Annotated in this window: 11 protein-coding genes; 5 read left to right on the top strand and 6 right to left on the bottom strand. The window is 65.7% G+C overall.

The genetic code is table 11. The features are described 5' to 3' along the window. The first annotated feature begins 136 nt into the window (after positions 1–136). Entirely contained in the window at positions 137–646 is a 510-nt protein-coding gene (locus tag IPU70_RS04025) for a winged helix DNA-binding protein (RefSeq protein ID WP_207465127.1), read from the top strand. 60 nt (positions 647–706) lie between these two features. After that, the gene (locus tag IPU70_RS04020) at positions 707–4330 is read left to right on the top strand and encodes a hydantoinase B/oxoprolinase family protein (protein ID WP_207465126.1); all 3624 of its coding nucleotides are present in this window, start codon (positions 707–709) and stop codon (positions 4328–4330) included. Between the two features lie 83 nt (positions 4331–4413). On the opposite strand, the gene IPU70_RS04015 is transcribed toward IPU70_RS04020, so the two are convergent. Next, positions 4414–5448, bottom strand: coding sequence for a C45 family peptidase (locus tag IPU70_RS04015; RefSeq protein ID WP_207465124.1), 1035 nt, complete (start codon positions 5446–5448; stop codon positions 4414–4416). 167 nt (positions 5449–5615) lie between these two features. On the opposite strand from IPU70_RS04015, the gene glnH reads away from it, so the two are divergent. The 3 genes from glnH to glnQ all read left to right on the top strand — a co-directional run bounded on the left by glnH (position 5616) and on the right by glnQ (position 7893). Then, positions 5616–6368 (top strand): glutamine ABC transporter substrate-binding protein GlnH, encoded by a 753-nt coding sequence (glnH, locus tag IPU70_RS04010; protein WP_013394003.1) that lies wholly within the window; start codon positions 5616–5618, stop codon positions 6366–6368. A gap of 143 nt (positions 6369–6511) precedes the next feature. Next, complete coding sequence (gene glnP, locus IPU70_RS04005) at positions 6512–7168, top strand: glutamine ABC transporter permease GlnP (RefSeq protein ID WP_207465122.1); 657 nt, start codon at positions 6512–6514, stop codon at positions 7166–7168. Continuing rightward, positions 7165–7893, top strand: coding sequence for a glutamine ABC transporter ATP-binding protein GlnQ (gene glnQ, locus IPU70_RS04000; RefSeq protein ID WP_013394001.1), 729 nt, complete (start codon positions 7165–7167; stop codon positions 7891–7893). Before glnP ends, glnQ begins: the two co-directional genes overlap by 4 nt. Positions 7894–7940: 47 nt before the next feature. Here the strand turns inward: glnQ and IPU70_RS03995 are convergent, their stop codons facing one another. From IPU70_RS03995 to IPU70_RS03975, 5 genes are all read right to left on the bottom strand, one after another. Further along, the gene (locus IPU70_RS03995; protein ID WP_063959721.1) at positions 7941–10235 is read right to left on the bottom strand and encodes a bifunctional (p)ppGpp synthetase/guanosine-3',5'-bis(diphosphate) 3'-pyrophosphohydrolase; all 2295 of its coding nucleotides are present in this window, start codon (positions 10233–10235) and stop codon (positions 7941–7943) included. 21 nt (positions 10236–10256) lie between these two features. Beyond that, complete coding sequence (gene rpoZ, locus IPU70_RS03990) at positions 10257–10460, bottom strand: DNA-directed RNA polymerase subunit omega (protein ID WP_006219679.1); 204 nt, start codon at positions 10458–10460, stop codon at positions 10257–10259. A gap of 44 nt (positions 10461–10504) precedes the next feature. Beyond that, the gene (gmk, locus tag IPU70_RS03985) at positions 10505–11137 is read right to left on the bottom strand and encodes a guanylate kinase (RefSeq protein WP_013393999.1); all 633 of its coding nucleotides are present in this window, start codon (positions 11135–11137) and stop codon (positions 10505–10507) included. A gap of 102 nt (positions 11138–11239) precedes the next feature. Further along, a complete protein-coding gene (locus IPU70_RS03980; RefSeq protein ID WP_207465121.1) occupies positions 11240–12157 on the bottom strand; it encodes a c-type cytochrome in 918 nt (305 codons plus the stop codon). Beyond that, entirely contained in the window at positions 12154–12858 is a 705-nt protein-coding gene (locus IPU70_RS03975) for a c-type cytochrome (protein WP_207465119.1), read from the bottom strand. Before IPU70_RS03975 ends, IPU70_RS03980 begins: the two co-directional genes overlap by 4 nt. Positions 12859–13036: the final 178 nt, after the last annotated feature.

Here is a 13036-nt window from a genome sequence, read left to right as displayed (position 1 = left end):
CGCCTTTCCGGTCTGGAATTTTCTAGGGGTATTCCCTCGAATGAGGGGATTTTCCGCACCTCGTTCGTATTTTTTATTGATGAAATATAGATAAATTATTAGTATTTCGCTCATATAAACTCGGCTTGCGTCTCCCATGACACCTGCTTTGATTGCATCATCAGCCCATCTGGCCGGCGGCAGCGCGCCCGACCTCTCCGAGGTGGAGTTCGGCCTGATGATCGCCAGCCACGCCTTCGACCGCTGGACCGTGCGCTGCATGGCGGCGGCCGGGCTGCCCGACCTGACGCCCACCGACGTGATGGTCTTTCATCATGTCTATCACCGTGAAAGGCCCAAGAAGCTGGCCGACATCTGCTTCACGCTGAACGTCGAGGACACGCACATCGTCAGCTATGCGCTCAAGAAGCTGGACCGCCTCGGCGTGGTCAAGGGCGAGCGCAACAGCAAGGAAGTCTTCTACAGCGTGACCCCGGAAGGCGCGGCCATCCTTAAGCGCTACGCCGAGATCCGCGAACAATGCCTGACCGCCGGCCTGGACGCGCCGGGCGGGGGCGGGCTGGACTACAGCCGCCAATTGGCGCACACCTTGCGCGCGTTGTCCGGCCTGTACGACCAGGCCGCGCGCGCGGCGACCTCTCTCTGATTCCATTTACCCGCGCGCGGCCGCATGCGCCGCGGCGACTCTTTGTTTGCAAGGACAGCTATGAAGTGGCAATTCTGGATTGACCGTGGGGGTACCTTTACCGACATCGTGGCGCGGCGTCCCGATGGCACGACCACCACGGCCAAGATGCTCTCGGAAAACCCGGAGCAGTACCGCGACGCGGCCGTGGCCGGCATCCGCAAGCTGCTGGGCATCGCGCCCGGCCAGCACGTGCCTGCCGATCAGGTCGAGTGCGTGAAGATGGGCACCACGGTGGCCACCAACGCCTTGCTGGAACGCAAGGGCGAGCGCACCTTGCTGGTGACGACCCGCGGCTTTCGCGACGGCCTGCGCATTGCGTACCAGAACCGTCCGCGCCTGTTCGACCGCAACGTCCTCTTGCCCGAGATGCTGTACGAATCCGTGGTGGAAGCGGACGAGCGCGTGGCGGCCGACGGCGAAGTGATCCGCGAGCTGGACCGGGAAGCGCTGCGCGCGGCCATTCAGGCGGCCTACGACAGCGGCATCCGTGCCGTCGCCATCGTCTTCATGCATGCCTGGCATGCGCCGGAACACGAGCGCATCGCTGCCGGCATCGCGCGTGAAGTGGGCTTCCCGCAGGTGTCGGCCTCGCACGAGGTCAGCCCGCTGATCAAGTTCGTGTCGCGCGGCGATACCACGGTGGTGGACGCCTATCTGTCGCCCATCTTGATGCGCTATGTGGACCAGGTGGCTGGCGAACTGCCTGGCATCCGCCTGATGTTCATGCAATCGAGCGGCGGCCTGACCGACGCGCACCGCTTCCGCGGCAAGGACGCCATTCTTTCGGGGCCTGCCGGCGGCATCGTCGGCATGGTGCGCACCAGCGAGATCGCGGGCTTTCCGAAGGTCATCGGCTTCGACATGGGCGGCACCTCCACCGACGTATCTCACTATGCCGGTGAATTCGAACGCGAATTCGAGACCCAGGTGGCCGGCGTGCGCATGCGCGCGCCCATGATGAGTATCCACACGGTGGCGGCGGGCGGCGGTTCGATCCTGCATTTCGACGGCGCGCGGCTGCGCGTGGGTCCGGATTCGGCCGGCGCCAATCCTGGTCCCGCGTGCTATCGCCGCGGCGGCCCGCTGGCGGTGACGGACTGCAACGTCCTGCTGGGCAAGATCCAACCGGATTTCTTCCCCAAGGTCTTCGGCCCCGAGGCCAATGAGCCCCTGGACCGTGACGCGGTCGTGGCGCGCTTTACCGCCATGTCAGACGAAGTGCGTGCCGCCACCGGCCGCGAGATGAGTCCGGAACAGCTCGCCGAGGGTTTCCTGGAAATCGCGGTGGGCAATATGGCCGAGGCCATCAAGCGCATTTCGGTGCAGCGCGGCCACGACGTGACTGAATACGCGTTGACCGTGTTCGGCGGCGCGGGCGGCCAGCACGCCTGCCTGGTCGCAGACGCGCTGGGCATGACGACCGTGTTCGCGCACCCGCTGGGCGGCGTGCTGTCGGCCTATGGCATGGGCCTGGCTGACCAGACCGACATGCGCCAGAAGACGGTCGAAAAGGTGCTGGACGCGGACCTGATGCAGGCGCTCCAGGGCGAACTGGATGAGCTGGCCGGCCAGGCCGTGGGCGAACTGCGCCGCCAGCATGTGGCCGAAAGCGATATCAGCGTGCAGCGCCGCCTGCACCTGAAGTACCGCGGCACGGACACCTCGCTGGAAGTGGCCTACACGGATCTGGAGCAGGCGCGCAAGGATTTCGAGACGGCCTACCGCCTGCGCTATTCCTTCCTGATGCCCAACCGCGAACTGGTGGTAGAGACCATTTCGGTCGAAGCCACGGGCGGCGGCGAGCGCGTCAGCGAAGCGACCGCTGCGCGGCTGCGCGATGGCGCCCTGGCTCCGAGCCGCGTCGTCCGCATGTACAGCGGCGGCGCCTGGCGCGACACGCCCCTGTATGTGCGCGAGGACATGGCGGGTGGCGACGTGGTGGCGGGGCCCGCCATCATTTCCGAGCCCAACCAGACCACGGTGGTCGAAACCGGCTGGCAGGCGGAACTGACGGCGCAGGACCACTTCGTGATCCGCCGGGTCGAAGCCCGTCCGGAACGCCGCGCTATTGGCACGCAGGCCGATCCGGTCATGCTGGAGGTCTTCAACAACCTCTTCATGTCGATCGCCGAGCAGATGGGCTACCGGCTGCAGAACACGGCCTATTCGGTCAACATCAAGGAACGCCTGGACTTCTCCTGCGCAATCTTCGATGCCCAGGCCCGCCTGATCGCCAACGCGCCGCACATGCCGGTGCACCTGGGTTCCATGGGCGAATCCGTGCGCACCGTCATGCACGCCAATGCCGGCAACATGCAGCCTGGCGACGCCTATGTGGTGAACGATCCGTACCATGGCGGCACGCACTTGCCCGACGTCACGGTCATCACCCCGGTGTTCGACCGCGACGGACGCGAGATCCTGTTCTACGTGGGATCACGCGGCCACCACGCCGACATCGGCGGCACCACGCCGGGCTCCATGCCGCCGGATTCCAAGACGGTGGAAGACGAGGGCGTGCTCTTCACCAACTTCCAGCTGGTGAAGAACGGCGAGTTCCGCGAGGCTGCAGCCCGCGGCATCCTGGGATCGGGCCGCTGGCCCGCGCGTAACCCGGACCAGAACATCGCCGACATGCACGCGCAGATCGCCGCCAACGAAAAGGGCGTGCAGGAGCTGCTGCGCATGTGCGACCACTTCGGCCTGGACGTGGTCCGCGCCTATATGGGGCACGTGCAGGACAACGCCGAAGAGGCGGTGCGCCGCGTGATCTCGGTGCTGAAGGACGGCAGCTACGAATACCCGCTGGACAACGGCGCGATGATCCGCGTGGCCGTGAAGGTGGACACCGAAGCGCGCAGCGCCGTGGTGGACTTCACCGGCACGTCCAACCAGCTGGACAACAACTTCAACGCACCCGGCGCCATCGCCGTGGCGGCGGTGCTGTACGTGTTCCGCACGCTGGTCAATGACGACATTCCGCTGAACGACGGCTGCCTGGTGCCGCTGTCCATCATCCTGCCGGAAGGCTCGATGCTGCGCCCGAATCCACCGGCCTCGGTGGTGGCGGGCAACGTGGAAACCTCCATGTGCATCGTCAACGCGTTGTACGGCGCGCTGGGCGTGCTGGCCGCGAGCCAGGGCACGATGAACAACTTCACGTTCGGCAATGCGCGTCATCAGTACTACGAGACCATCTCGGGCGGCACGGGCGCGGGTCCGGTGCGCATCGACGCGGCGGGTCCCCACGACGAAGGCTTCGCGGGGACTTCGCTGGTGCAGGCGCACATGACCAACTCGCGCCTGACGGATCCCGAAGTGCTGGAGTTCCGTTTCCCGGTGCGCCTGGAGTCCTACGAAATCCGCAAGGGTTCGGGCGGCGCCGGCCGCTATCCGGGCGGCGAGGGCGGCGTGCGCCGCATCCGCTTCCTGGAGGACATGACGGCGGCCATCCTGTCGAACAACCGGCGGTATGCGCCGTTCGGCCTGGCAGGCGGACAGCCCGGCGCCATGGGCCGAAATTCGGTCGAGCGTGCGGACGGGTCGATCCAGGAACTGGGCCCGCAAGACAGCGCGCAACTGCATCCGGGCGATATCTTCGTTATCGAAACTCCCGGAGGCGGCGGCTACGGCCAGGCGTAACCCCTGACCGCCCAGCCTATTGCCAACAAAGCGGCCGCGTCAGCAATGACGCGGCCGTTGCTTTTCCGCGTAGCGCTCGCGGGTTACCCGGCATCCGACATGACATCCAAGGCAATGTCCGCCTTCGCCTTCCGGTCATACACCCGCAAGGTCACTTCGCTTTCTCCGATCTCGAACAGCGCGGTCGCCAAGGTGTTCTCGTCATCCGGATCGTCCGCCGCAGTGCGCAATATCGGCAGCTTTCCCTCGGTGTCGTGCAAGGCGGCGATCACATCGTCGCGGCCGGTGCTGCCGGACCAGCCGTCGACGATCCCTTCGATGCGGTTCTGCCGCGCCCGCGACGAGTCCGTGACGAGTTGCGCCACGCCGCCCATGTCCGCATGCACGATGTGATTGGCATGGCCGTAGCGCGTGCCGATCTCCAGGATGGAGACTGAGCCCGGCGTGACTTCGGCGCTGAGCAGGCGCGCGTCGCCGGCCGCGCCCAGGGTGTGATGGAAGCCGCCGGAATGCGGCAGTTCGCGCAACAGCCCGACGGCCTCGTCCAGGGTGGCACAATCCAGCAGCGCGCGCGCCATGAGCATGCGCGGCACGCCCGGATGCCGTTGCCGGATGCGCAGGTTGTTGATGGTCTGGACCAGCCCGGCGCGGTTGGCGCCGAAGGTGTGGCCGGGCAGGGAACCGGGGTAATAGAAGCTGACATAGCCGGGCGCATCGTCCAGCGCCACGTCGACCAGATGGCAGCGCCCATGCAGGTAGGGATCGCCGTCCTCGTTGTGGCCGATCCAGCGCGTGCCGTCCGCCGCCCTCAGCGCGACCGAGGTGCAGCCGTCGGTGGTGCTGTGCAGCAGGTCGCCGCGGCAGTTCCACAGCAGCACGTCCTCGATTGGCATGCGCAGGCCTTCCGCCATGCCTTCCAGCTCTTCCCAGACGGCCGGCAGAGCCGTTTGCGCCTGTTGCGCCAGCGTGTCCAGGAAGGCGTGGCTGCGCCACGGCCGCAGCGCGTCCCAGCTGCGGCTTTGCTCCAGATAGGTTGCCATCAGGGGGCGCGCCAGCTTGCCCAGCGCCAGGCCGGCCTGACGCCGGTTGCCGGCAATGCGCACGTATTTGTAGGGCATGGGAATCCTCCGGGTGTCATGCGGATTGTAAATTTTCCGGCCGCTGCCGGGTGGGGACGTATGCGTTAAGATCGGCGGTAAGCTGTGCCGGAGACCCCGGCGCGGCCCAGGAATCATGCCCCTACAACAACCCCGGGGTGCCGACTGGTCCCCAAGAGGAGAGTTTCATGATCAAACGCAAAGTCGCCGCCGCGCTGGTCGGCCTGTCCGTGGCCATGTTCGGCGCCGCCTCCGGCGCGCAGGCCCAAGGCAAGGAATTGGTGGTGGCCACCGATACCGCTTTCGTGCCGTTCGAGTTCAAGCAGGGTAATACCTATGTGGGCTTCGACGTTGATCTCTGGGCGGCCATCGCCAAGGAACTCAACCTCAAGTACAAGCTGCAGCCCATGGACTTCGCTGGCATCATCCCGGGCCTGCAGACCAAGAACATCGACGCAGCGCTGGCGGGCATCACGATCCGCGACGACCGCAAGAAGGTCATCGACTTCTCCGATCCTTATTACGAAAGCGGTTTGGCCATCCTGGTCGGCGAAAAGAACACCGACATCAAGGATGCCAAGTCCCTGGCCGGCAAGACCGTCGCCGTCAAGACCGGCACCGCCACCGTGGACTTCCTGAAGGCCCAGGTGCCGGACGCCAAGCTCAAGCTGTTCCCGAACATCGACAACGCCTATCTGGAACTGGCCACGGGCCGCGTGGACGCGGCGGTGCACGACACGCCCAATGTCCAGTACTACGCCAACACGGCCGGCAAGGGCCGCGTGAAGGTGGTGGGCTCGGTCAAGAGCGGCGACTTCTATGGGATCGCCTTCCCCAAGGGCAGCGATCTGGTGCCGCAGGTGAACAAGGCGCTGGCCACGCTGAAGGCCAACGGCCAGTACGACGCCATCTACACCAAGTGGTTCGGCAAGAAGCCCTGAGCATACGGGTCCGCTTTGCGTTCCGGGACCGTCCGGCATCGGCCAGCGCCGGCTGATGCCGGCCGCCGCGCCGCAGCCCGGCGGGCGGTCCCGCGCCGCTCCCGCCGTGCCATGCCGCGGCGCCGCGCCATAGGGGGAATATCGTGGAGTTTGACTGGACTGTAATCAGGGACGCGCTACCCAATTTGCTCGAGGGTACGCTCATGACCATCAAGATCACGTTCTGGGGCTTGTTCGGCGGCTTTTTGCTGGGCGCGCTATCCGGCGTGACGCGGGCCTACGGGCATCCCGTGCTGTCGGCCATCGCGCAGGTCTACGTCGCCGTCATCCGCGGCACGCCCATCGTGGTGCAGGTGATGTTCATCTATTTCGCCTTGCCCCTGCTGGCGAACATCCGGGTGGACGCGGAATGGGCGGCGATTGTCACGCTCATCATCAATTCCGGGGCCTATATCTCTGAAATCGTGCGCGGCGCGCTGCTATCCGTGCACAAGGGCCTGAAGGAAGCGGGTCAAGCCATGGGGCTGCCGTTTCACAAGATTCTCTTTCACATCATCGGGCCAGTGGCGTTTCGCCGCATGATTCCGCCGCTGGGCAACCAATGCATCATCAGCCTCAAGGATTCGTCGCTCTTCATCGTGATCGGCGTGGCCGAGCTGACCCGCCAGGGCCAGGAAATCATGGCCAGCAATTTCCGCGCCGTCGAGATCTGGTCGGCGGTGGCGATCGTTTACCTGATCCTGACCGGCCTCATGGCGCTGGCCCTGCATCTGGTTGAAAGAAGGATGCGCATACTATGAGCATGGTCGAATTTCACAACGTCACCAAGAACTTCGGCGAGTCCATGGTGCTCAACGGCATTTCGCTGAACATCGACGCGGGCGAAGTCGTGGTGGTGGTGGGGCCGTCGGGCTCCGGCAAGTCCACCTTCCTGCGCTGCATCAACGTACTTGAAACCATCAATGGCGGCGACTTGCTGGTCGATGGCCTGAGCGTGAACGGCGGGGCGGCGCAAGTGCGCGAAATCCGCCGTGAAGCGGGCATGGTGTTCCAGCAGTTCAACCTGTTCCCGCAGATGACCGCGCTGGAAAACGTCATGTTCGGCCCGGTGCATACGCGCGGCCAGAGCCGCGCCGAGGCGCGCGAACTGGCCGAGAGCCTGCTGGCCAAGGTCGGCCTGGCCGAGCGCATGAACCACTATCCGTCGGAGCTGTCCGGCGGCCAGCAGCAGCGCGTGGCGATCGCGCGGGCACTGGCCATCAAGCCCAAGCTGATGCTGTTCGACGAGCCCACGTCGGCGCTGGATCCGGAGCTGCGCCACGAAGTCCTCAAGGTCATGCGCGACCTGGCCGAGGAGGGCATGACCATGGTGGTGGTCACGCATGAGATGGAGTTCGCGCGCAAGGTGGGCAGCCGCTTGATCTTTATCGATGCCGGCAAGATCGCCCACGACGGGCCTCCGGGCGAATTGCTGAGCAATCCGCCCAGCCAGCGGCTCAAGGATTTCCTGCAGCACGTGACCTGATTGCGGCGCGCAGGGCCGGGGTCGGCCCTGCGCGCCGGCCTGGCCCTTCAGCCCTTCACGCGCACGATCTTCTGCACCTGAGGCACATGGCGGATGGCGCGGATGACCTGCGCCAGGTGCTTGCGGCTGTCGACCTGTATCGTCAGATGCAACGATACCGTGGCGACCGCGTCGTCGTGCATGGTGACGTGCACGATGTTGGCATCGGCCGCCGTGACTTCCGCGGCCAGCCGTCCCAGCACGCCGCGCTCGTTGCGCGTGACAATGTCCAGGCGCGTGGCCAGGTGCTTGGCGGTGTGGGCGTCCCAGGCGACATTGATCCAGCGTTCCGGCTCGCGCAGGCGCTGGCGCATCGCCACCGGGCAGTCGGCGGTATGCACCACCAGCCCATGTCCCATGCGCATGCCGGCGATGATGGGGTCGCCGGGCAGGGGGCCGCAGCAAGGCGCCAACTGTACGGCCTGGCCTTCGTTGCCCTGGATCAGGATGGGGGCGCTGCGCGCCGAGGTCAGTTCGTCCACCGCCGCGGCCGTGGTCGCCACCAGTTGATGCTCGGGTGCGAAACGGCGCGCCACCACGGCAGCCAGGCGCTTGCCCAGGCCGATGTCGGCCAGGATTTCCTCACGCGAGCTGGCGCCAGTGCTGCGCGCCAGCTTTTGCCAGGCCGGGTCGTCGGTGGCGGGCAGGGGCATGTGCAGTTCCTGCAGCGCCTGGCCTAGCAGGCGTTCGCCAAAGGCCACCGATTCTTCGTACTTGACCGTGCGCAGGTAGTGGCGGATTTCGGAGCGCGCGCGCCCGGTGCGCACGTAGTTGAGCCACTGCGCGTTGGGACGGGAGGCGGGCGAGGTGACGATTTCCACTGTGTCGCCGCTGTTGAGTTCCGTGCGCAGCGGTACGAATTCGCCGTTGACCTTGGCGGCCACCGCCTGGTTGCCGATGTCGGTGTGGATCGCGTAGGCGAAGTCCACCGGCGTGGCGCCGCGGGGCAGCGAAATGATCTTGCCGCGCGGGGTGAACACGTAGACCGCGTCGGGGAACAGGTCGACCTTGACGTGCTCCAGGAATTCGCCGGAGTCGCCGGTCTGGCTCTGGATGTCCAGCAGCGACTGCAGCCACTGATGCGTGCGCTTTTGCAGGTCGTTCAGGGTCAGGTCGGCGCCCTTGTAGAGCCAGTGCGAGGCCACGCCTTCTTCCGCCACGTGATGCATGTCGCGGGTGCGGAACTGGAACTCCACGGGCGTGCCATAGGGGCCGACCAGAGTCGTGTGCAAGGACTGGTAGCCGTTCACCTTGGGAATGGCGATGTAGTCCTTGAACTTGCCGGGCACGGGCCGGTAGAGCTGGTGCAGCGTACCCAGGGCCAGGTAACACTCGGGCAGGGTGTGCACGATGACGCGAAAACCGTAGATGTCGAGGACGTCGGAAAACGACTTCTTCTGGTCGACCATCTTGCGGTAGATGCCGTACAGCGTTTTTTCGCGGCCGGTGACTTCGGCCTCGATGCCGGCGGCGGGCAGTGAAGCCCGCACCGAATCGGCGATCTTGGTGATGACTTCGCGGCGGTTGCCGCGGGCGGCCAGCACGGCCTTGTACAGCACCTGGTAGCGGTTCGGGTACATGGCCGCGAAGCACAGGTCCTGCAGTTCGCGGAACAGCAGGTTCAGGCCCAGGCGATGCGCGATGGGCGCGTAGATGTCCAGGGTTTCGCGCGCGATGCGGCGGCGCTTTTCCGGGTTGACCGCGTCCAGCGTGCGCATATTGTGCAGGCGGTCGGCCAGCTTGATGAGGATGACGCGCACGTCGCGCGCCATCGCCAGCAGCATCTTGCGGAAGCTTTCGGCCTGTTGTTCGGCCTTGGTGGCGAAGTCCAGGCGGTCCAGCTTGGACAGGCCATCGACCAGTTCGGCGACTTCAGGGCCGAATTTCTCGGCCAGTTCGTGCTTGGCGATGCCCTGGTCTTCCATCACGTCGTGCAGCAGGGCGGCGGACAACGCGTTGACGTCGAGCTTCCAGCCTGCGCAGATTTCCGTGACGGCGATGGGATGAGAGATGTAGGGCGAGCCGCTGGCGCGGAACTGGCCCAGGTGAGCCTGGTCCGCGAAGCGATAGGCTTCGCGCACGCGCTCTACGTCTTTCTTGTCGAGATAGCTGCCGATGATTTCGGTCAGCGGCGCCAGCGAGGCGACCGGCGAGGCGGTCGCGTCCGCCGCTTCTTGCGCGGCGACGGACGGTGGCGTGGGGGGAGTCTTGTCTTTCTTGCCCGTGCGGCGCCCGAGACGGGAGCCGGCGCGTAGTGCGGCAAGTAGACCTGATGAAGCGTACTTCAGCCCGGGAAAAGCCATGCTTGCCGCCCCCGGAAACGATCAGGTGGGTACTTTACGCAGCATTTCCACGCCGGTGAGGCCGCCCGCGATTTCGCGCAGGGCAGTGACCGTGGGCTTGTCTTTGCTGTCCAGGCGCGGGGCATGGCCTTGCGCCAACTCGCGGGCGCGGTAGGTCGCGGCCAGCGTGAGCTTGAAACGATTGGGGATTTGATTCAGACAGTCTTCGACGGTAATGCGAGCCATTAGGACACCTGGTGCTGATGGAGGATAGGGAGAATGCGTTCGGCTCAGTGCTCGGCCGGGATGCCAAGTTGCGAGAACAACTGGCTATGGCGGGCGGCCTGAGACGAAAAGCGCAGCCGTGCGGCGCTAACTATTTGAGTCAGTTCCGACAAGGCCACGCTAAATTCTTGATTAATAATAACATATTCGCATTCAGGCGCGTGGGCGATTTCGCCGCCCGCGGCCATCAGGCGGCGCGCGATCACCTGCGGCGCATCCTGGCCGCGCGCCTTGAGCCGGCTTTCGAGTTCATCGATGGACGGCGGCAGCACGAACACGCCGATCGCGCCGGGGAAGCGCTGCTTCACCTGGCGCGCGCCTTGCCAATCGATTTCCAGCAGCACGTCGCGGCCGGCGCGCGTGGCTTCGTCGATGCGGTCCCGCGGCGTGCCGTAGAAATTGCCATGCACTTCCGCCCATTCCAGCAGATTGTTGCCTTCGCGCAGGAGCTTGAACTCGTCCGCGGATACGAAGCGGTATTCGCGGCCGTCTTCCTCGCCGGGGCGGGGCGCGCGGGTGGTGCAGGAAATGGAGAGCAGGATGGAGGGGTCTTGCTGGAGCAAGGCCTTGACCAAGCTGGATTTGCCGGCGCCGCTGGGTGCGACGACCATGAAGACGTTTCCGGGATTGGCGGACATGAATGTGGCGGGCGTGTGATGCTGAGACACGAAGAATAACAAATCACGCGGCCGGGCAGGGGGCAACCCGCAGCCCAGCCACGCGATTTGCGGACGCGGGATTCAGCCGCCAGCCTTGGCCGCGGCCTGGGTCAGCTTGCCGCCGGACGGCGGGGAGTCGCTGCCCAGCAGATGGCCGTTGACCTCGATGCCGTACAGCGAATCGTCGGAGTCGTGGTACTTGGCCCGAGTCGCGGCGACGGACCCGGTGTAGCGCGGATCCTGCGGGCGTTCATGCGCATTCATGAAGTAGGCGACGTCCCAGGCTTCCTGGTCGCTCAGCATGCCGGCCTGCCCGAGCGGCATATTGGCCTTGATGAAGCCGGCGGCATTGCCGATCTGGTGCATGCCCGCGCCCCAGTTGAACGAGTCCGCGCCCCACAGGGCGGGGAATACCCAGTGCTTGCCGTTCTTCTGCCCCCCGCCCTCGGCGCCGTGGCAGACGGCGCAATACTGCGCGTAGACCTCGCTGCCACGCACGTAGTCCGCTTTCTTGGCGGGCGGCGGCAACTTGCGGTAGCCCTGGCCTTCCAGCACCACGCCGGTAGGCGCCTTGCTGGCCAGCCAGAACATGTAGGTCTGCAGCGCGGTCAGCGTGGGATCGTCGGCGGCTGGCGCCTTGCCGTTCATGCTGAAGCGGAAGCACCCTTGCAGGCGTTCGGCCAAGGTGTTGACGTGGCCATTCTTGGCGCGATACGCCGGGTACAGCACATAGGCCGCCCACATCGGCGCGGAATCGGCGCGGCGGCCGGCGTCCAGGTGACAGCTGGCGCAGTTCAGGTCGTTGCCGACGAACTTGCCGGCCTTCTGCGGCGTATGCAGGAATATCTGCTCGCCTTCGCGTACGGCTTTGCCGAAATCGTTGTCGGGGATGGACGCGGCGGATGGCGGCGTGAAGGACGGGCGGGGTTCGGCCGCAAAAGTGGCGGCGGATGCGAACAGACAGGCGGCGGACAGCAGGCGCAGGCTGGTGGCGGTCATTGCTGGGCTCCCGCGGCGGTGTTGGCTTGCGCGGCAAGCTGGTCGGCTGCCTTGGGCAGGCCTGCGTAGTATGCGGACACGGCGTCGATCTCGGCGCTGGAGAGGCGGGTGGCCACGGCAGGCATCAGGCCCAGCGGACCCGGCGGGCGCTGGCCTTGTTGCCAGGCGCGCAGTTGGCCCGCGATGTAGGCGGCGGGCTGGCCCGCCAGCGCGGGGAAATTCGCGCCGACGCCGATGCCGCCCGGCCCGTGACATTGATTACAGGCCGGCACGTTCTTGTCCCAGGCGCCGCGGGTAGCCAGCCAGGCGCCGGTGTCGGCCGGCTTGACCGGATGCATGGCGGTGGCGGCGAGCTTGTCGGTGTCCAATGCGGACGGCAGCGAGGCGTAGTACAGCGCCACGGCCTTGCGCTGCGCCGGATCCAGCGCCTTGGCGGTGGCGGCCATGACGGGGCTGATGCGCGAGCCGTTGGCCATGGCTTCGAGCTGTTCTTCCAGATAGGCACCGCCCATGCCGGCCAGTTGCGGAAACCCGGCGGCCGGATTGCCTTCGCCACGGGCGCCGTGGCAGGTGATACAGGCGGGGGCGCCATTCGCGCCCTGGGTGCTGATCTGCTTGCCGTCAGGTGCGCCTTGAGCCCCGGCCGAGGCGGCGTAGAGCGCGCCCAGGACGAGTGCGCCAGTCAGGGACCTTGGGGTCATGGATGCTGCTCCATAGGTGTCTTTGGATTTTTGGTAATAAGTTAATTTCCAGGAATTATATAAAGACTTGTGACGGATCAACACGGGATTGTCGGTTCGGTGGCATACGCCGCATTCGATTCCGCGGTGGGAAATGTGTGGAGCAAGGCCTGTTTGCGCAGGCGGGCACGAGGTGTGG

Source organism: Achromobacter sp. SD115, from assembly GCF_017355315.1.
Taxonomy (GTDB): Bacteria; Pseudomonadota; Gammaproteobacteria; order Burkholderiales; family Burkholderiaceae_B; genus Achromobacter; species Achromobacter xylosoxidans_B.
This window is presented reverse-complemented; position numbering and strand designations above follow the sequence as displayed.

Bases quoted from the DNA above. Each gene is read 5' to 3' on its own strand.
- IPU70_RS04025 (WP_207465127.1), top strand. From the start codon at position 137: ATGACACCTGCTTTGATTGCATCATCAGCCCATCTGGCCGGCGGCAGC.
- IPU70_RS04020 (WP_207465126.1), top strand. From the start codon at position 707: ATGAAGTGGCAATTCTGGATTGACCGTGGGGGTACCTTTACCGACATC.
- IPU70_RS04015 (WP_207465124.1), bottom strand. From the start codon at position 5,448: ATGCCCTACAAATACGTGCGCATTGCCGGCAACCGGCGTCAGGCCGGC.
- glnH (WP_013394003.1), top strand. From the start codon at position 5,616: ATGATCAAACGCAAAGTCGCCGCCGCGCTGGTCGGCCTGTCCGTGGCC.
- glnQ (WP_013394001.1), top strand. From the start codon at position 7,165: ATGAGCATGGTCGAATTTCACAACGTCACCAAGAACTTCGGCGAGTCC.
- IPU70_RS03995 (WP_063959721.1), bottom strand. From the start codon at position 10,235: ATGGCTTTTCCCGGGCTGAAGTACGCTTCATCAGGTCTACTTGCCGCA.
- rpoZ (WP_006219679.1), bottom strand. From the start codon at position 10,460: ATGGCTCGCATTACCGTCGAAGACTGTCTGAATCAAATCCCCAATCGT.
- gmk (WP_013393999.1), bottom strand. From the start codon at position 11,137: ATGTCCGCCAATCCCGGAAACGTCTTCATGGTCGTCGCACCCAGCGGC.
- IPU70_RS03980 (WP_207465121.1), bottom strand. From the start codon at position 12,157: ATGACCGCCACCAGCCTGCGCCTGCTGTCCGCCGCCTGTCTGTTCGCA.
- IPU70_RS03975 (WP_207465119.1), bottom strand. From the start codon at position 12,858: ATGACCCCAAGGTCCCTGACTGGCGCACTCGTCCTGGGCGCGCTCTAC.